Below are 17,724 nucleotides of genomic sequence, written 5' to 3' on the forward strand. Positions count from 1 at the left end.
CCTGGGAGGAAGAAGGGTGACGTGGTGGTGCGGGGGCGCCGGAGCGGGCGGGGTCAGGACCCGTCCAGACCGGCGAGTCTGAGGAGGAGCGGCTTGACGTCGGTCGCGGCGAGACGCCCGGTGGCCGCCGTCGGGTCGGAGCTGAGCAGGACCGGGCCCTCGTCGTCGTTCTCGGGCAGCCGTCCGTGGCTGCCCTGGACGGGCGAGGCGTCGAGCGGGACGACCGCCATGCGGTAGCGCATCCCGAGCTTCTTGCGCGCGAGCGCGCCCGCCGCCTTGAGGCGGACGTAGGGGTCCTCGGGGTCCATGAAGAGTTCGACGGGGTCGTAGCCCGGCTTGCGGTGGATCTCGACGAGCTGGGCGAAGTCGGGGGCGCGGGCGTCGTCGAGCCAGTAGTAGTAGGTGAACCAGTGGCCCGGCGCCGCGACGGCGACGAGTTCGCCGGAGCGGGCGTGATCGATCCCGTGCGCCTTCTTGCCCTCGTCGTCGAGGAGTTCGCCGATGCCCTCGATACCGGCGAGCGCGGCGCGGGCGGCGTCCAGGTCCTCGGGCCTGCGCACGTAGATGTGCGCGATCTGGTGGTCCGCGACGGCGAAGGCCCGCGAGGCCATCGGGTCGAGGTACTCCATGCCGTCCTGGGTGTGCACCTCCAGGAGCCCCGCCTCGCGCAGGGCGCGGTTGAGGTGCACGGGCCGGTCGGCCTTCGTGATGCCGTACTCGGAGAGCACGACGACGGTGCGGCCCTCGCGGCGGGCGTCCTCGATCAGCGGCGCGAGCGCGATGTCGAGCGCGGCGGCGGCGGCGTGGGAACGCGGGTCGTCGGGGCCGAAGCGCTGGAGGTCGTAGTCCAGGTGGGGGACGTAGGCGAGGGCCAGGTCCGGCTTGCGGGTGGCGAGGAGGTGGCGGGTCGCGTCGATGATCCAGCGTGAGGAGTCCAGGTCGGCGCCCGGCCCCCAGAACTTGAAGAGGGGGAACGTGCCCAGCTTTTCGGTCAGTTCGTCGTGGAGGTCCGGGGGCCGGATGTAGCAGTCGGGTTCCTTGCGGCCGTCGGCGTAGTAGACGGGGCGCGGGGTGACCGTCCAGTCGGTGTCGGCCCCCATCGCGTACCACCAGCAGATGTTGGCGACCGTGTAGCCGGGGTGCGCGCGGCGTGCGGCGTCCCACAGCTTGTCGCCCGCGACGAGGCCGTTGTGCTGGCGCCACAGGAGGACGTCGCCGAGTTCGCGGAAGTACCAGCCGTTGCCGACGATGCCGTGCTCGGCGGGGAGGGTGCCGGTGAGGAAGGTGGACTGGGCGGCGCAGGTGACGGCGGGCAGGACGGTGCCGAGCGGGGCACGACTCCCGGAGTCGCCGAGGGCGGCGAGGCGGGGCATGTGGGCGAGGAGGCGGGGGGTGAGGCCGACGACGTCCAGGACGAGGAGGGGCGTCGGCCCCGGGCCGGCCGGTCCGGGTGTCGCGGGTCCGGGTGTCGCGGGTCCGGGTGTCATGGGTTCGGGTGTCACGGCAGCTCCTTGAGGCCCAGGTCCGTCAACAGGTCGCGAGCGAGGACGAGTTCCCTGGCGATGCCGTCCGCGAGCTGGGCGCGGCTGCGGGGGCGCAGGCCCTCGGGGAGGGCCTGCCAGGTGTACGTCTCGACCTCCAGGTGGTGGGTGCGCGGGTGCGCGCCGCCGACGAGGGTGCGCAGGCAGTCGCGCAGGACGTCGAGCGTGGAGGTGAGGGGCGCCGCGGGCGGGGCGTGGAGGGGGACGTGGAAGTGGGCGCGCCAGGGCTGGGCGGACGGGAGGCGGTCGCCGCCGAGGGCCTCGCCGAGGTCGTCGGTGCCGCGCAGTCCGGCGGGGGTGAGGGTGCGGGTCTGGTGGAGGAAGCGGGGTTCGGCGAAGGCGCCGAGGGCTTCGCGCACCTCGGGGCGGTCGGGGTGCTCGGCGTGCAGCGCGGCGCTGAGCTGGGTCTTGACGACGGGGACCCCGGCGGCTTCGAGGGCGTCGAGGGCGGTCGCGGGGTCCTCGAAGGAGGTGGCGAGGTGGCACGTGTCGACGCAGATGCCGATGCGGTCGCGGGCGATCTCGGTGAGCGGGGCGATCGCGTCGGCGGTGGTCTCGACGGTGCAGCCCGGTTCGGGTTCCAGGCCGACGCGCAGGGAGCGCCCGGTGGTCTCCTCCAGGGCGTCGAGCCGCTGGGCGAGGGTGGTGAGCGCGGTGCGCGCGGCGCGCGCGGCGTCCGCGTCGTACGCGGTGCGCCAGGCCAGGGGAAGTGTCGAGATGGAGCCCTCGGGCATGTCGTCGGGGAGGAGCCCGGCGAGGAGGCGGGCGAGGTCGGTGGTGTGCTCCAGGCGCTGCGGATCGGCCCAGTCGGGTTTGTAGACGCGGTACTTGACCTCGTCGGAGCCGAAGCCCCGGTAGGGGAAGCCGTTGAGCGTGACGACTTCGAGGCCGCGCGCGTCGAGGTCGGCGCGCAGGGCGCGGAGCGCGACGGGGTCGGTGATGAGGGACTTGGCGGCGTCGCGGGCGAGCCACAGGCCGATGCCGAGCCGGTCGCGGCCGAGGAGGCGGCGTACGGGCTCGCAGTGGTCGCGCAGTTGCGCGCGGACGCCGTCGAGGGTCTCGGCGGGGTGGACGTTGGTGCAGTACGAGAGGTGGAGCACCGAGCCGTCCGGGTGGCGGAAGCGCACCTCACTCACCCCCGCGCAGGATGGAGTTGCCCTCGTGGAGCGCCCCGGGGGCCTCGCGGTCGAGGTCGAGACGGCCGGAGAGGCCGTAGAAGGCCACGGGGTTGCGCCACAGGACCTGGTCGACGTCGTCCTCGGTGAAACCGGCGGCGAGCATCGCCTCACCCGTCGTCCGCGTGAGCAGCGGGTCGCTCCGGCCCCAGTCGGCCGCCGAGTTCACGAGCACCTTGTCCGTCCCGTACTCCTGGAGGATCGCGACCATGCGGTGCGGGTCCATCTTGGTGTCGGGGTAGATCGAGAAGCCGGTCCAGGCGCCCGAGTCCTTGGCCTCCTTGACGGTGGTCTCGTTGAGGTGGTCGAGCAGGACGCGGTCCGCGGCGAGCGGGGACTCGCGGACGACGTCGATCGTGCGGCGCAGTCCGGCGAGCTTGTCGCGGTGCGGGGTGTGGACGAGCGCGGGGAGGCCGAACTCGTGGGCCAGCGTCAGCTGGTGGGCGAGGGCGTGGTCCTCGGCGGGCGTCATGGAGTCGTAGCCGGTCTCGCCGACGGCGACGACGTGGTCCTTGAGGAGGTAGCGGGGCAGGGCGTCGAGCACGGGCGTGCAGCGCGGGTCCCCGGCCTCCTTGGGGTTGAGGGCGAGGGTGCAGTGGTGCGCGATGCCGTACTGCGCGGCGCGGAAGGGCTCCCAGCCGAGGAGGGCGTCGAAGTAGTCGTAGAAGCTCTCGGGACTGGTGCGGGGCTGGCCGAGCCAGAAGGCGGGTTCGACGACGGCGCGGACACCGGCCGCGTGCATCGCCTCGTAGTCGTCGGTGGTGCGCGAGGTCATGTGGATGTGGGGGTCGAAGATGCGCATCAGTTCTCCTCCTCGCCTCGCAGGACGCCTGCGGGCACGCCCTCGGGGGCGCCTTCGGTGGGGGTGGCGGCGTGCGCGAGCACGGTGCGCAGGTCCTTGGGCACGGTGCGCCCGGCGGCGGTGCGCTCCGCGGCGAAGTCGCCGAGCATCCGGACGAGTTCCGCGTCGCCGCGGGCGCGGTGCGCGAGGCCGTGCACAGCGGCGACGGGAACGCCGGTGAAGAGGCACTTCAGGACCGCGTGGCGCCAGGCGTGCGCGTCGAGGTGCCGGGCGGCGTAGGGGCCGAGCGCGGCGGCGACGAGGTGCGTGTCGTTGGTGCGCAGGGCGTCCTCGACGAGCGGGAGCGCGGAGTCGTCGGGGACGAGCGCGTCGAGGACGGTGAGGACGGCGCGGCGTTCGGCTCCCGTGCCGTGCCGGTAGACGCGGGCGAGCGCGGCGGTGTCGGGACGGGCCGCGCGCAGCAGCGCCGTGCGGGCCTCGTCGGCGCGCCCGGGACCGCAGGCGCGCCCGGCCTCGGCGAGCCTGACCTCCCACAGCGGGAGCCCCCCGGGGCCGGTCGCCGCGGGGTCCGCGACCTCGTCGAGTGCGGTGGTGAGCCACGTGTCGGCGCTCATGCGGGGACACCTCCTTCGGCCACGTCGCCGGCCTGTGCCCCGGCGGCGGCTCCCGCGCCTTCGGCGGCACGGCGGGCGGCGTCGCGCAGGAACGGCAGGGAGCGCGCGGCCTGATGGGGACCGGCGTGGGAGTGACGGGGCAGTTCGACGACGGTCAGGCCCTGGTAGCCGGTGGCTTCGAGGGCGGCGAGCACGGGCGGGAAGTCGATCTCGCCGTCCCCGAAGGGCAGGTGCTCGTGGACGCCCCTGCGCATGTCCTCGATCTGCACGTGCCGGAGCCAGGGCGCGGCCTCGGTGACGCAGTCGGCGGGCGACTTCGGTTCGAGGCACTGGCAGTGGCCGATGTCGAGGGTGAGACCGAGCGGGGCCGGGTCCCCGAGGAGGCCGCGCAGGCGGTGGAAGCCCGCGAGGTCGCCGACGAGGTGACCGGGCTCGGGCTCGATGGCGAGGGGTACCCCGGCGGCTCCGGCCGCGTCGAGCACGGGGGCGAGCGCGCCGAGCAGCCGGTCCCAGGCCGCCCCTTCGTCCTGGCCCTCGGGGAGGACGCCGCTGAAGCAGTGCACGGCGTGCGCGCCGAGGTCGGCGGCCACGCGGACGGCGGTCAGGAGCAGTCCGGTGCGCAGCGCGCGGCGGTCCGGGTCGGGGTCGAGCAGCGAGGGCCCGTGCTTGGCGCGCGGGTCGAGGACGTAGCGGGCGCCGGTCTCGACCGTGACGGAGAGGTCCAGTTCCGCGAGCAGCGCGCCGACGCGGGCGGTGCGGGCGGGCAGGTCCTCTGCGAGCGGATCGAGGTGCATGTGGTCGAGGGTGAGGCCGACGCCGTCGTAGCCGAGGTCGGCGAGCAGGCGCAGGGCGTCGGGCAGGCGCAGGTCGGTGAGGCCGTTGGTGCCGTAGCCGAATCGGGGGGTGCTCATGTCGGGTTCACCCGCCTGGAGAGGGCCTTGGCGAGAGGCGCGAGCGCGGCGGTCGCGAGCGCCGTGCCGAGGGCTCCGGTACGGGCCGCGAGGGCGCCTTGCAGCGGGATCATGGCGCGGATGCCGCCGCCGACGGCGCGCCCGGTGAGCTGCGGCGAGGGGTTGAGCGCGGCGTGCAGGAACGGGCGGCCCGCGCTCACCGCGTACCCGGTGGCGAGCGCGGCGGCGAGGAGGGAGCCCGGCGGGCCGGGGGCGGCTGCTGCCACCCGGCCCGCCGGGGGTGCGGGGGGTACGGGGGCGCTGTGCCCCGTACGCGGGGTGCTCCTCGTGCGGCCGAGCGCGCCCCGTATCAGCGCCGCGCCGAGCGCCGTGCTCGCCGCGAGTGCCGCGAGCGGGGCGCCGGTGGAGCCGCCACGCACCTCGTGGCGCGAGACGGCGGTCACGGCGGTGGTGTGGGCGGTGAGGGTGCCCGCCGCCGCGAGGGCGGCGCGTGTGCGGCCTCCGGGCTGGGCGGCCGCGCCGAGGAGCACATCGAGTCCACGGGCCGCGCCCATGGCGAGGGGGCCCCACGGGGTGTGCTTGAGCCGCAGGTCGTAGGCCCACACGGTGCCGGCGAGGGCACCCGCGACGAGGAGCGCGGGGCGGCCGGCGCGGGCGGCGAGGGCGAGTCCAGCGGCGGTGAGCGCGCTCGCGGCGAGGAGCGCGGCGGGCGCCGTGATCCGGCCCGAGGGCAGCGGGCGGTGGGGGCGCTCGGCGGCGTCCTCGGCACGGTCGGCCCAGTCGTTGAGCGCCATGCCGGCCTCGTAGAGGCACAGCGAGCAGCCGACGGCGAGCGCGGTCGTCCGGGGCCTGCCAGCGCCGCTCGCGGCGGCGCCCGCGAGCGCGTCGCCCGGGACGGTGAACAGCGCCGAGACGCGCAGGAGTTCGGCCCAGGCGCCGAGCCGGGCCCGGGTGCCGGGCGCGGGGGCGGGGGGCGGGACGAGCGCCGGGGTCACCGGGTCTCCCCCAGCCGTCCGGCGAAGGCGAGGAGTGCGGTGTACTGCTCGGCGAGCGAGGAGGAGCCGCCGTCCGGGTCCTTGAAGAAGAAGCCGAGTTCGGGGCGCGGCCCGGTGAGGCCGCTCTCGTGCGCGCGGGCGAGGAGCCTGGCGAGGTCGAGGACGAGGGGCGCGGCGAGGGAGGAGTCGACGCCCTGCCAGATGGTCTGGAGGATCATGCGGGTGCCGAGGAAGCCGTCGAAGGCGATGTGGTCCCAGGCGGTCTTGAAGTCGCCCATCGCGGGGACGTCGTCGATGTGCACCTCGCCCTCGGGGGCGGTGCCGAGTGTGTCGGCGAGTACGCGTTCCTTGCCCGCGTTCTTCGCCGCCGCCGCGGCCGGGTCGGCGAGGGCGGCGCCGTCGCCGCCGCCGAGGAGGTTGCTTCCCGACCAGGCGCGTACGGCGAGGGCGCGCTGGTGGAACATGGGGGCGAGGACGGAGCGGAGCAGCGTCTGCCCGGTCTTGCCGTCGCGGCCCGCGTACGGGAGGCCGCAGGCCGCCGCGCGCGCGGCGAGCGCGGGGTGGTGCAGGCCGGTCGACGGGGTGAAGTTGACGTAGGGGCAGCCTGCGGCGAGCGCGGCGGCGGCGTAGAGGGAACTCGCGGGCAGGCGCGCGTCGCCCGCTCCGGGAGCGGGCTCGGTCGAGGCGACGTTGACGACGACGACGCGGGCGAGGTCGTGCCGGGTGCGGAAGCCGGTGAGGTCGGCGGCGAAGGCGGCGATCAGCTCCTCGTCGCCGCGTGTGTCGCCGGGTCCGGGGCCGCCGGGCCTGATCTCCTCGTCGGCGGCGGCGAGTTCGGCGGCGAGCGCGGTGGGCAGGCCGTGCGGGAGGACCCCGGCGGCGGCGAGTTGCTCGGCGCGCTTGGGCAGCGGGCACGCGGTGGTGTCGTGGCCGCCGAAGACGAGCGCGGAGAGCGGGGGAAGGCCGGCGTCGGCGAAGGCCGGGGTCTCGGTGACCATGCCGGTGGCCGGGTGGAGCCCGGCGGCGACGGCGGCGGCACCGGTGACGGTGGTGGTGGCGACGGAGCCGCGGGCACCGACGAGCCAGACGCCGGTACGGGTCTTCGCGGGGGAAGGGGTGGGGGTGGAGGTCGGTTCGGTGGACATGGGCAGCCTCCTGTCATACGAACCTGCGGGTGCCGGGATGGTGCGGCCGGGGGGAGCGGTGGGCGGGGGTCCGGCGTCCCCCGCCCACCGCCGTCTCAGGGGCGGGCGGGACGCCGCGCCCGGGGGCCCGGCGTCCCGCCCGTACTCAGGGGAGTTCCTTGATCTGGATGTTCCGGAAGGACACGTGGTCGGCGTCGCTGTGGTTCTGGATGCCGATGTAGCCGTCCTTGAGGGAGCGCTCGGGGTCCTTGTTGGTGAAGTCGTTGATCTTCGTGCCGTTCAGGTACACCTGGACGCGCTCGCCCTGGACCTTGACCTCGTAGGAGTTCCACTGGCCCGGCGGGCGCAGTGCCTGGTCGCGGAGCTTGAGGTTGGCGGACTTGAAGGTGTAGATCGAGCCGGTGGTGCGGTCGTCCGCGTCGGTGGCGTCGATCTGGACCTCGTAGCCCTTGTCCACGGCCGACCAGGGGTCGTCCGAGGCGGGGAAGCCGATGAAGACACCGGAGTTGTCGTCACCCCGCATCCGCCAGTCGAGCTTGAGGGAGTAGCTCTTGAACTCCTTGGCCTGGTACCACAGCAGGCCCATGCCGCCCTCGGAGTGCAGGGCGCCGTCGGAGATCGAGAACTTCCCGGGGCCGGCCTGCTTCCAGCCGTCCAGGGACTGGCCGTTGAAGAGCGGGCGGTAGTCCTTGTTCGGCTTGCAGTTCGCCTTGACCTGGCCGGTGGCGTACTTCATGCCGCCGAGCAGGTGGGCGCGGAAGTCGGCTTCGGCGTAGGACTCCTTGGTGTGGCCGAGGCCGGTGTAGAAGGAGCGACCGCCCTCGTAGGGCTGGCACCAGGCGATCGGGTGGTCGCCCTTCATGTTGCCGCCGCTGTAGCTGGTCTCGTCCACGGTGGCGAGGACCTTGGCCTGGGAGCGCGGGTTGGTGCGGTAGTTGTACCACTCGTCCGTGTGCTGCCAGGCGTCCTTGAGGCTCTCGGTCGCGGGGTGGTCGTGGCCCTCCGCGCGGACGGTCGCCTCCTGGATCTGCGGGTGCGAGTCGAAGTAGGCGCCGACGAGGCCGCCGTAGAACTTCCAGTCGTACTCGGTGTCGGCCGCGGCGTGGACGCCCATGTAGCCGCCCCCGCCCTTGACGTACGCCTCGAAGGCAGCCTGCTGGTCCGCGTCGAGGACGTCACCGGTCGTCGAGAGGAAGGCGACCGCGTCGTACTTGGCGAGGTTGTTCTTGGTGAACTGCCCGGCCTCCTCGGTCGCGTCGACGGTGATGCCGGACCCGGCGCCGAGTTCCTTGAGCGCCTTGACGCCCTCGGGGATCGAGTCGTGGCGGAAGCCCGCGGTCTTGGAGAAGACCAGGAGCCGCTTGCTGCCCTTGACTGCCGTGTCCGAGGTGATCTCGAAGTCGTCGATGTCGAAGAGCGAGCCCTGCCCGGTGGCTCCCTTGAAGACGAGGTAGAGCGAGGTGCTCTTCTTGGGCACCTGGGCGAGCTTGACGTCGACGTTCTGGAAGGTCTCCCAGCCGCCGGTCTTCGGCACCGAGGTGGAGCCGAGGAGGGTGCCCGTGGGCGAGCCCGTGCGGACTTCGAGGTAGCCGCCGGCACCGGCCGAGGCGACGCGCGCGGTGAGCTTCTTGGAGCCGGTCAGGTTGTACGGGCTGAAGGCGATCCAGTCGCCGTCGTCGATGTCCCCGACCGACCTGCCGCCGTTGGCCTGCCCCTTGTCGTAGACCTTGACGCCGGAGGAGGTGTTGAAGTGCTCGGCCTGGCGGTGCCTGGGCTGGAGCTGGACCTGGGCGTGCCCGGTCAGCTTGGCCTGGCCGCCGCCCCCGTTGTCCGTGTACTCCGCGTCGATGACGCCGAAGATGTTGGCGTTGGGGTCGTGCTCGGCGTCGGCGGGCGCCGTGATGGTTCCCTCGCAGCCGGTCGCCGAGGTGATCGGGTGGCCGTGGCTGTCGTGGCCGAGGATGTAGCGGACGGTGACCTTGGAGCAGTCGATCGTGCCGTCCTCGGGGTCGGTGACGGTCACCTTGAACGGGATCTTGTCACCGAACTTGAAGAGCGCGCCGTCCGCCGGGGCCTCCAGCTTGACGGTCGGGGCGGTGTTGCCGACGACGACCTGGACGCTCGCGGTCGCGGTGAGGCCGGTGGAGTCGGTCGCGGTCACGACGGCCGTGTAGGTGCCGTCCGTACGGTAGGTGTGGGCGGCTTCGGCGCCGGCGACCTTCTTGGAGCCGTCGCCGAAGTCCCAGCTGTAGCTGATCTCGTCGCCGTCCCCGTCGCTGCCCTTCGCCGAGAAGGCGACGCGCAGCGGGGACTGGCCGGAGGTCTTGTTCGCGCTCGCCTCCACGACCGGGGCGCGTCCGTCGGTGACGTTCTCGATGCGGTAGAGCGCCGAGTTCTCGTCGCCGCCGAACCAGGAGAGGCCGTAGTCGAGGACGTAGAGGGCGCCGTCGGGGCCGAAGGCCATGTCCATGACCTGCGTACCCGACCACGGGAAGTCGTTGATCGACTGGACCGTGCCGTCGGCGTCCTGCTCGATGCGCTTGATCCACTGCCGGCCGAACTCACCCGCGAAGAAGTCCCCGTCGTACTCCTCGGGGAACTTCACCGGCGAGTCGAGGTTCTCGTCGTAGCGGTAGACCGGGCCGCCCATCGGGGACTCGGAGCCGGTGCCGAACTCGGGCACGGAGCCGCCGTCGTAGGGGATCCACGCCTCCTGTGCGGGCGGCAGGTCGGTGAGCCCGGTGTTGTTCGGCGAGTCGTTCTTCGGCGCGGCGCAGTCGAAGGTGGCGCCGGACTGCCCGGTGGCGAAGTCGTAGTCGTTGTAGGCGTCGTTCTTGCCCGTGCAGTACGGCCAGCCGAAGTTGCCCGCCTTCGTCACGCGGGCGAACTCGACCTGTCCGGCCGGGCCCCGGCTCGGCGAGGCGGCACCGGCGTCGGGACCGTAGTCGCCGACGTAGACGATGCCGGTCTCCTTGTCGACATTGAGCCGGAAGGGGTTGCGGAAGCCCATCGCGTAGATCTCGGGGCGGGCCTTGTCGGTGCCGGGGGCGAAGAGGTTGCCCTCGGGGATGTCGTAGCTGCCGTCCTCGTGGACCTTGATGCGGAGGATCTTGCCGCGCAGGTCGTTGGTGTTGCTCGCCGAACGCTGGGCGTCGAAGGCCGGGTTGCGGCTCGCGCGCTCGTCGATCGGGGTGTAGCCGTCGGAGGCGAAGGGGTTGGTGTCGTCGCCCGTCGACAGGTACAGGTTGCCGTCGGCGTCGAAGTCGATGTCACCGCCGACGTGGCAGCAGGTGCCGCGCGAGGTCTTGACGTCGAGGACCTTCTTCTCGCTCGCCTTGTCGAGGGTGCCGTCCTCGGCGAGCGTGAAGCGCGAGAGCTGGTTGACGCCGTCGAAGGGCTCGAAGTCGGCGGCGGTGCCGTTCTCGGGGGCGTCCCCGGCCGGGGTGTCGAGCGGCGGCGCGTAGTACAGGTAGATCGCGCGGTTCTCGGCGAAGTCCGGGTCGATGCCGACGCCCTGGAGACCTTCCTCGTCGTGCGAGTACACGTCGAGCTTGCCGGCCACCTTGGTGATGCCGTTCTTGTCGGTCAGGCGCAGGGTGCCGTCCCGCGAGGTGTGCAGGACGCTGCGGTCGGGGAGGACCGCGAGGGACATGGGCTCCCCGGTCTCCGCGGCACCCTTGGCGAGGGTCACCTGCTGGAACTCGGGGGTCTCGGGCTCGTCGGCGCCCGCGGGCTGTGCGACGAGGGTGAGGGATGCGGCGGTGAGCAGGGTTCCGGTGAAGAGCGCGAGACCTCTTCGGAATCCCTGGCGTTTCCTGTGCACGAGAGTGCCTCCACAGGGGGCCGGTCGTACGGGCGGGTGGCCCCGGGCGCGCCGTCGTCCGGGGCGTGCTGCGTGGTGCGTGGTGCGTACTGCCGTGGTGCCGTGGTGCGGGGTGGTGCTGTGCGGTGGTGCCGTGTGGTGGTGCCGTGTGTACCGCGAGATCCTGTACACGTTCAGGGACGGTAGTGGAGCTTTGTCCGCGCGGCATAGCCCTTGGACACAGGCGAGTTCGTCTTTTTCCCGCCGGAGGACAAAGGCGCGGGCGGGCAGCCCTGACCGGCCCGTGGCGGTCGGGGCCACGGGCCGGGGGCACCGGGCGCACCGCTCCGGGTCGCCCGGCCGGGAGGCGCGGGGGCACCGGAAGCGGGTGCGCCGGAGTCAGTCCTTGGTGCTGAAGGCCGCGTCGAAGGAGGCGGTGGGCCGCTCGTAGTCGTACGAGCGCATCCGGGCCAGCGCCTCGGGGGCGCCCTGGAGCCGGTCCATCCCGGCGTCCTCCCACTCGACCGACACGGGGCCCTCGTAGCCGATGGCGCCGAGCATCCGGAAGACGTCCTCCCAGGGCACGTCGCCGCGCCCGGCGGAGACGAAGTCCCAGCCCCTGCGCGGGTCGCCCCAGGGCAGGTGCGAGCCGAGGCGGCCGTTGCGCCCGTCGAGGCGCTTGCGGGCCTCCTTGCAGTCCACGTGGTAGATCCGGTCGCGGAAGTCGTAGAGGAAGCCGACCGGGTCGAGGTCCTGCCAGACGAAGTGGCTCGGGTCGAAGTTGAGGCCGAAGGCCGGACGGTGGTCGACGGCCTCCAGGGCGCGCACGGTCGTCCAGTAGTCGTACGCGATCTCGCTCGGGTGCACCTCGTGGGCGAAGCGCACGCCCTCCTGGTCGAAGACGTCCAGGATCGGGTTCCAGCGCGCGGCGAAGTCCTCGTAGCCGCGGTCGATCATGCCTTCGGGGACGGGCGGGAACATCGCGACGAGGTGCCAGATCGAGGAGCCCGTGAAGCCGATGACGGTGTCCACGCCGAGCGCGGCGGCGGCCCGCGCGGTGTTCTTCATCTCCTCGGCCGCGCGCTGCCGCACGCCCTCCGGCTCGCCGTCGCCCCATACGCGGGCGGGCAGGATGTTCTGGTGCCGTTCGTCGATGGGGTGGTCGCACACGCCCTGCCCGGACATGTGGTTCGAGACGGCGAACACCTTCAGCCCGTACTTGTCGAGCAGTGCCTTGCGCGAGGGGATGTAGCCCGGGTCGTTCAGCGCCTTGTCGACCTCGAAGTGGTCTCCCCAGCAGGCGAGTTCGAGACCGTCGTAACCGAAGTCCCGAGCCAGTTCGCAGACCTTCTCCAGAGGCAGGTCCGCCCACTGGCCGGTGAAGAGTGTGTAGTCACGTGACATGCGAGGCCCTTTCTCAGGAGGTCTGCTGGGGCACGGGGGTGTAGACGGAGTTCTTCGCGGCGCTCTCCTCCACCGCGGCCAGCACCCGCTGCACCTGGAGCCCGTCCTCGAAGGTGGGCTCCGGCTGCTCGCCGGTGGCGAGGGCGTGCACGAGGTCGCGCGCCTGGTGGACGAAGGTGTGTTCGTAGCCGAGGCCGTGGCCCGGCGGCCACCAGGCGTGCAGGTAGGGGTGTTCCGGCTCGGTGACGAGGATGCGGCGGAAGCCGCTCGTCGGGGCCGGCTCGGTGTGGTCGTGGAAGGACAGCTCGTTGAGCCGCTCCAGGTCGAAGGAGAGCGAGCCCTTGGAGCCGTTGAGTTCGAGCGTCAGCGCGTTCTTGCGGCCCGCGGCGACGCGGGTCGCCTCGAAGGAGGCGAGGGCGCCCGAGGCCGTGCGGCCGATGAAGAGGGCCGCGTCGTCCACGGTGACCGGGCCGAGGCGCCCGCCCTGGCCCGTGCTGCCGAGCCACGCTCCGGCCCCCTCGGGGACGGGGCGCTCGGTCGTGAAGGTCTCCGTGAGCGCGGAGACGCCGACGAGTGGTTCGCCCGTGAGGTACTGCGCGAGGTCCACGATGTGCGCGCCGAGGTCGCCGAGCGCGCCGGAACCGGCCTTGCTCTTGTCCAGGCGCCAGGTGAGCGGGGACGCGGGGTCGGTCAGCCAGTCCTGGAGGTAGGTGACGCGGACGTGCCGCAGCGTGCCGAGGCGGCCTTCGGCGACGAGCTGCCGGGCGAAGGCGGCGGCGGGCACGCGGCGGTAGTTGAAGCCGATCATCGCGAGCTGTCCGCGCGCGCGGGCCGCGCGGGCCGCCTCGACCATGGCCTCGGCCTCGGCGACCGTGTTCGCGAGCGGCTTCTCGCACAGCACGTGCTTGCCGGCCTCCAGGGCCGCGATGGCGATCTCGGCGTGGCTGTCGCCCGGGGTGCAGATGTCGACGAGGTCGACGTCCTCACGGGCGATCAGCGCCCGCCAGTCCGTCTCGGCCGCCGCCCAGCCCAGTTGCCGGGCCGCCTCCGTCACGGCCGCCGCGTCGCGCCCGCACAGGGCGGCCAGTTCGGGCCGCAGCGGGAGCGCGAAGACCCGCCCCGCGGTGCGCCAGCCCTGGGAGTGCGCGGCGCCCATGAAGGCGTATCCGACCATCCCCACGCCGAGGCGCGGCGGGCTCGCGGCCGACTCGTCCTCGTGCTCCGTAGTGCTCATCCGGTCATTCCTCCTTGGCGAGATACGAGTGGGGGGCCGGCCCCGCCGGGGTCAACCCCCCTGCTGCCGCGCGGGCCTACTTGAAGCCGGTCGACAGGTACTGGTCGATGTTGGTCTTGTCGACCACGGCCGAGTAGAGGGTCAGCTGGGTCGGGATCTCGGCCTCGGAGAGGCCGGAGACGCCCTTGCCCTGGCCGAGGGCGCGGGCGAGGTCGATCGCGGAGGCCGCCATCGTCGGCGGGTAGAGAACGGTGGCCTTGAGCACGCCGTCGTCCGCCTTGATGTGGTCCATCGCGGAGCGGGCACCGGCGCCGCCGACCATGATGAAGCCGTCGCGGCCCGCCTGCTCGATGGCCTGGAGGGCGCCGACGCCCTGGTCGTCGTCGTGGTTCCAGCAGGCGTCGAAGGACTTCTGCGCCTGCAGGAGCTGGGCCATCTTGGACTGGCCCGACTCGACGGTGAACTCGGCGGCCTGGCGGGCGACCTTCTTGATGTTCGGGTAGTTCTTCAGGGCGTCGTCGAAGCCCTTGGTGCGCTGCCGGGTCAGCTCCAGGCTGTCGGTGCCCGCGAGTTCGATGACTTTAGCGTTCTTCTTGTCCTTGAGCTGCTCGCCGATCCAGCGCCCGGCGTTGAGGCCCATCCCGTAGTTGTCGCCGCCGACCCAGCAGCGGTACGCCTGCGGGGTGTCGAAGATGCGGTCCAGGTTGACCACGGGGATTCCGGCGCGCATCGCCTTGAGCCCGGCCTGCGTGAGGGCCTTGCCGTCGGCGGGGAGGATGACGAGGACGTCGACCTTCTTGTTGATGAGGGTGTCGATCTGGCCGATCTGGGTGGCCGTGTCGTTGGAGCCCTCGGTCTTCTCGAAGGTGATGTCGGAGTACTTCTTCGCCCGCTCGGTGGCCTGGACGTTGATGGCGTTGAGCCAGCCGTGGTCGGCCTGGGGCCCCGCGAAGCCGATCGTGACGTGCTTGCCCGACTCCTCGGCGGCCGGGGCCGCGTCGGTCTTCTCCTCCTTGGCCTCGGCCGGCTCGTTGCTGGTGCAGGCGGCGAGCAGCGCGGTCGCGCCGACCGCGACACCACCGAAGAGGAGTCCTCTGCGGCTCGTGGCGTGTGACATGGCGGTGACCCTTCCCGTAGGGCGTGTACTGCGAGGGCGGTGGAGTGGTGCGGGGATGCGTGTGCGGGGGGTGCGGCGGCGTGGGGCCGCGCGGTCAGGTGTCGCGGGCGTCGCGGCGCTGGACGAGGACGGCGATGACGATGATGGCGCCCTTGGCGATCTGCTGGACGTCCGTCTGGAGGTTGTTGAGCGCGAAGATGTTGTTGATCGTGGTGAAGATCAGCACGCCGAGCACGGAGCCGACGATCGTGCCGCGCCCGCCGCTGAGCAGGGTGCCGCCGATGATCGCGGCGGCGATGGCGTCGAGTTCGTACAGGTTGCCGTTGGTGCTCTGGCCGGAGCCCACCAGGACGACGAGCAGGAAGGCGGCGATGCCGCAGCACAGTCCCGAGAGCAGGTAGAGGTAGAGGCGCTGGCGGCGGACGTCGATCCCGGCGAGGCGGGCCGCCTCGGGGTTGGAACCGACCGCGACGCTGCGCCGCCCGAAGGTCGTGCGGTTCAGAAGGAGCCAGCCCACGACCACGACGGCGAGGAAGACGATCACGAGGGGCGGGATGCCGAGCACGTAGTTCTCGCGCCGGCCGAGGTCGAGCACGGACTTCACGGAGACGATCTGCGTCTGGCCGTCGGTGATCTGGAGGGCGAGCCCGCGCGCCGAGGCGAGCATCGCGAGCGTCGCGATGAACGGGACGAGCCGCCCGTACGCGACGAGCACCCCGTTGATGAGCCCGCAGGCGAGCCCGACGAGGAGCGCGGTGAACAGGATGCCCCAGAAGCCGTACTCCTGCGTCGCGACGGTCGTCGCCCACACCGAGGCCAGCGCGACGATCGCGCCGACCGAGAGGTCGATGCCGCCGGAGATGATGACGAAGGTGACCCCGACCACGACGACCCCGATGACCGAGGACTGGGTCAGGATCAGCTGGAGGTTCGAGGTCGCGATGAACTGGTCCGGCTTGGTGATGGCGCCCACCAGGGCGAGCGCCACGAGGACGCCGACGAGCGTGAGCGTGCGCCCGTCCCAGCGGACCAGGCGCTTGGCGGGGACGGGCTTCGGGGCCGTCCCCGGGGACTTCTCGGGCGGTGCGGCGGCGGTTCCCGTGCCGTCTTCGCGCGCGGGTGAGGCGGGCTGCGTCATGACGCCGGGCTCCCTTCCATGACGAGGTCGAGTACGCGGGATTCGTCGAGTTCCTGGGCGGGCGCCGTGTGCACCACGGTGCCTTCGCGCAGGACGAGGACACGGTCGGCGAGCCCCAGGACCTCGGGGACCTCGCTGGAGACGAGCAGGACGGCGAGACCGTCGTCGGCGAGCCTGCGGATGACGGCGTACAGCTCGGCGCGCGCTCCGACGTCGACGCCGCGCGTCGGCTCGTCGAGCAGCAGCACCTTGCAGCCGCGCAGCAACCAGCGTGCCAGGACGGCCTTCTGCTGATTGCCTCCGGAGAGGGTGCGCACCTGCGCGTCGGGGTTGTCGGGGCGCAGCGACAGTTCGCGGGTGGCGGCGCGGGCCGCCGCGCGCTCCTTGCCGCGCTCGATCCAGCCGCCCTTCGAGAAGCGCGAGAGCGTCGAGATCGAGACGTTGCGCGTGACGGATTCGAGGCCGAGGAGGGCCTGTGCCTTGCGCTCCTCGGGCGCGAGCCCGATCCCGGCGCGGACGGCGGAGCGCACGCTGCCCGGGCGCAGGGCCTGCCCGTCCACGGTGACGGTCCCGCTCGTGGGCTTGCGCGCCCCGTACACCGTCTCCAGGATCTCCGAGCGTCCCGAGCCGACGAGACCCGCGAGGCCGACGATCTCCCCGGCTCGCACCTCGAAGTCGACGGGGGCGAACTCCCCGTCCCTGCTGAGGTTCTCGACCTTGAGCACGGTGGCACCCGGCGCCTCGGTGGGGCGCGCGGGGAAGACGTACTCGACCTTGCGGCCCGTCATGAGCGAGACGACCTCGCTCGTCGGCGTGGACTCGGCGGGCAGCCCGCCCGCGACCGCGCGGCCGTCCTTGAGGACGGTGACCCGGTCGCCGATGCGGCGGATCTCTTCCAGGCGGTGCGAGATGTAGACGACGGCGACGCCGTCGGAGGTGAGGTCGGCGACGATGCGGAAGAGGTTCTCGACCTCGTCCGGGTCGAGCGCGGCCGAGGGCTCGTCCATGACGATGAGCCGTACGTCGTGCGAGAGCGCGCGGGCCATCGAGACGATCTGCTGGTGCGCGGCGGAGAGCTTGCCGACGAGGACGCCCGGGTCGATCTCGGGGTGGCCGAGGCGGGCGAGGAGTGTGCTCGCCTCGGCACGGGCGGAGCCGGGACGCACCACGAAACCGGCGCTGGTGCGCTCGTGGCCGAGGAAGATGTTCTCGGCCACCGAGAGGTGCTCGACGAGGTCGAGTTCCTGGTAGATCGTGGCGATTCCCAACGCCATGGCGGCGCTGGGGGACTTGAGGGTCACTTCCTCGCCGCGCCAGACGATGGTGCCCTCGTCGGGCTGGTGGGCGCCCGCGAGCACCTTGATGAGGGTGGACTTCCCGGCGCCGTTCTGGCCGAGCAGGCAGTGCACCTCCCCCGGGCGCACGTCGAGGTCGACGCCGTCGAGGGCGCGGACGCCGGGAAAGGCTTTGGTGATGCCGGTCATCGTGAGGAGGCTCGCCTGCGGCGGGCTCTCTTCCGAGTGGTGGTGCGCTGGTGCCATAGCGAGGGTCCCCTCGGGAATACGGGTGCGCTGTGGGCGTGGCGTGGTGCGGGCTGCCGCGCGCGGGGGTGTCCCCCGGACCCGTCGCGCGGTGCTCCGCCCCACGCCCCGCTCCCCGGGTGCCGGAGGGGCCGTCTTCTCGGTGCGGGTGGTGAACGCGTGGTGCGGCGGGTCGGGAGTGCGGCTGTTTTCGGGCGTGGCTGATGACGGCGCGGCTCGGGCGGTGGTGCGAGTCGGGCGAGTGGTGCGAGTCGGGAGAGTCGTGCGGCTCGGGCGGACGTGCGAGTCGTGCGAGTGGTGCGGCT

General features: G+C 72.6%; 13 protein-coding genes. All 13 read right to left on the reverse strand.

Annotated elements, in window-relative coordinates; all coding sequences use genetic code 11:
* Positions 1 to 53 precede the first annotated feature (53 nt).
* The 13 genes from IF99_RS0116875 to IF99_RS0116935 all read right to left on the reverse strand — a co-directional run bounded on the left by IF99_RS0116875 (position 54) and on the right by IF99_RS0116935 (position 17,362).
* Complete coding sequence (locus tag IF99_RS0116875; protein WP_051703532.1) at positions 54 to 1,487, reverse strand: nucleotide pyrophosphatase/phosphodiesterase family protein; 1,434 nt, start codon at positions 1,485 to 1,487, stop codon at positions 54 to 56.
* Positions 1,488 to 1,498: 11 nt separating this feature from the next.
* A complete protein-coding gene (gene eboE / locus IF99_RS0116880; RefSeq protein ID WP_030997332.1) occupies positions 1,499 to 2,668 on the reverse strand; it encodes a metabolite traffic protein EboE in 1,170 nt (389 codons plus the stop codon).
* Between the two features lies 1 nt (position 2,669).
* Positions 2,670 to 3,518, reverse strand: coding sequence for a TatD family hydrolase (locus tag IF99_RS0116885; protein WP_030997333.1), 849 nt, complete (start codon positions 3,516 to 3,518; stop codon positions 2,670 to 2,672).
* On the reverse strand, positions 3,518 to 4,132 hold the full coding sequence (locus tag IF99_RS0116890; RefSeq protein ID WP_030997334.1) for an EboA domain-containing protein: 615 nt from the start codon (positions 4,130 to 4,132) through the stop codon (positions 3,518 to 3,520). Before IF99_RS0116890 ends, IF99_RS0116885 begins: the two co-directional genes overlap by 1 nt.
* On the reverse strand, positions 4,129 to 5,043 hold the full coding sequence (locus IF99_RS0116895) for a sugar phosphate isomerase/epimerase family protein (RefSeq protein WP_030997335.1): 915 nt from the start codon (positions 5,041 to 5,043) through the stop codon (positions 4,129 to 4,131). Before IF99_RS0116895 ends, IF99_RS0116890 begins: the two co-directional genes overlap by 4 nt.
* A complete protein-coding gene (locus IF99_RS0116900; protein ID WP_078655120.1) occupies positions 5,040 to 6,038 on the reverse strand; it encodes an SCO3242 family prenyltransferase in 999 nt (332 codons plus the stop codon). Before IF99_RS0116900 ends, IF99_RS0116895 begins: the two co-directional genes overlap by 4 nt.
* Positions 6,035 to 7,183: an inositol-3-phosphate synthase gene (locus IF99_RS0116905; protein ID WP_030997337.1), complete on the reverse strand. Its 1,149-nt coding sequence runs from the start codon at positions 7,181 to 7,183 to the stop codon at positions 6,035 to 6,037. Before IF99_RS0116905 ends, IF99_RS0116900 begins: the two co-directional genes overlap by 4 nt.
* 145 nt (positions 7,184 to 7,328) lie before the next feature.
* The gene (locus IF99_RS0116910) at positions 7,329 to 11,006 is read right to left on the reverse strand and encodes a ThuA domain-containing protein (protein WP_030997338.1); all 3,678 of its coding nucleotides are present in this window, start codon (positions 11,004 to 11,006) and stop codon (positions 7,329 to 7,331) included.
* 378 nt (positions 11,007 to 11,384) lie between these two features.
* Positions 11,385 to 12,389, reverse strand: coding sequence for a sugar phosphate isomerase/epimerase family protein (locus IF99_RS0116915; RefSeq protein WP_030997339.1), 1,005 nt, complete (start codon positions 12,387 to 12,389; stop codon positions 11,385 to 11,387).
* Positions 12,390 to 12,402: 13 nt separating this feature from the next.
* Positions 12,403 to 13,623, reverse strand: coding sequence for a Gfo/Idh/MocA family protein (locus tag IF99_RS0116920; protein ID WP_030997340.1), 1,221 nt, complete (start codon positions 13,621 to 13,623; stop codon positions 12,403 to 12,405).
* A gap of 76 nt (positions 13,624 to 13,699) precedes the next feature.
* Positions 13,700 to 14,740 (reverse strand): substrate-binding domain-containing protein, encoded by a 1,041-nt coding sequence (locus IF99_RS0116925; protein ID WP_030997341.1) that lies wholly within the window; start codon positions 14,738 to 14,740, stop codon positions 13,700 to 13,702.
* A 94-nt stretch (positions 14,741 to 14,834) separates the two neighbouring features.
* Positions 14,835 to 15,878 carry an ABC transporter permease gene (locus IF99_RS0116930; RefSeq protein ID WP_030997342.1) on the reverse strand — a complete coding sequence of 348 codons (1,044 nt, stop codon included), beginning with the start codon at positions 15,876 to 15,878 and terminating at the stop codon, positions 14,835 to 14,837.
* Positions 15,875 to 17,362, reverse strand: a complete 1,488-nt coding sequence (locus IF99_RS0116935; RefSeq protein WP_030997343.1) for a sugar ABC transporter ATP-binding protein — start codon at positions 17,360 to 17,362, stop codon at positions 15,875 to 15,877. The genes IF99_RS0116930 and IF99_RS0116935 overlap by 4 nt, the downstream gene beginning before the upstream one ends.
* Positions 17,363 to 17,724: the final 362 nt, after the last annotated feature.

The sequence above is a fragment of the Streptomyces sp. NRRL F-5630 genome (assembly GCF_000719475.1).
Classification (GTDB): domain Bacteria; phylum Actinomycetota; class Actinomycetes; order Streptomycetales; family Streptomycetaceae; genus Streptomyces.

What these genes read in the sequence shown, in the direction of transcription:
- IF99_RS0116875 (WP_051703532.1), bottom strand. Translation starts at nt 1,487, where the DNA reads ATGACACCCGGACCCGCGACACCCGGACCCGCGACACCCGGACCGGCC.
- IF99_RS0116885 (WP_030997333.1), bottom strand. Translation starts at nt 3,518, where the DNA reads ATGCGCATCTTCGACCCCCACATCCACATGACCTCGCGCACCACCGAC.
- IF99_RS0116890 (WP_030997334.1), bottom strand. Translation starts at nt 4,132, where the DNA reads ATGAGCGCCGACACGTGGCTCACCACCGCACTCGACGAGGTCGCGGAC.
- IF99_RS0116895 (WP_030997335.1), bottom strand. Translation starts at nt 5,043, where the DNA reads ATGAGCACCCCCCGATTCGGCTACGGCACCAACGGCCTCACCGACCTG.
- IF99_RS0116905 (WP_030997337.1), bottom strand. Translation starts at nt 7,183, where the DNA reads ATGTCCACCGAACCGACCTCCACCCCCACCCCTTCCCCCGCGAAGACC.
- IF99_RS0116915 (WP_030997339.1), bottom strand. Translation starts at nt 12,389, where the DNA reads ATGTCACGTGACTACACACTCTTCACCGGCCAGTGGGCGGACCTGCCT.
- IF99_RS0116920 (WP_030997340.1), bottom strand. Translation starts at nt 13,623, where the DNA reads ATGAGCACTACGGAGCACGAGGACGAGTCGGCCGCGAGCCCGCCGCGC.
- IF99_RS0116925 (WP_030997341.1), bottom strand. Translation starts at nt 14,740, where the DNA reads ATGTCACACGCCACGAGCCGCAGAGGACTCCTCTTCGGTGGTGTCGCG.
- IF99_RS0116930 (WP_030997342.1), bottom strand. Translation starts at nt 15,878, where the DNA reads ATGACGCAGCCCGCCTCACCCGCGCGCGAAGACGGCACGGGAACCGCC.
- IF99_RS0116935 (WP_030997343.1), bottom strand. Translation starts at nt 17,362, where the DNA reads ATGACCGGCATCACCAAAGCCTTTCCCGGCGTCCGCGCCCTCGACGGC.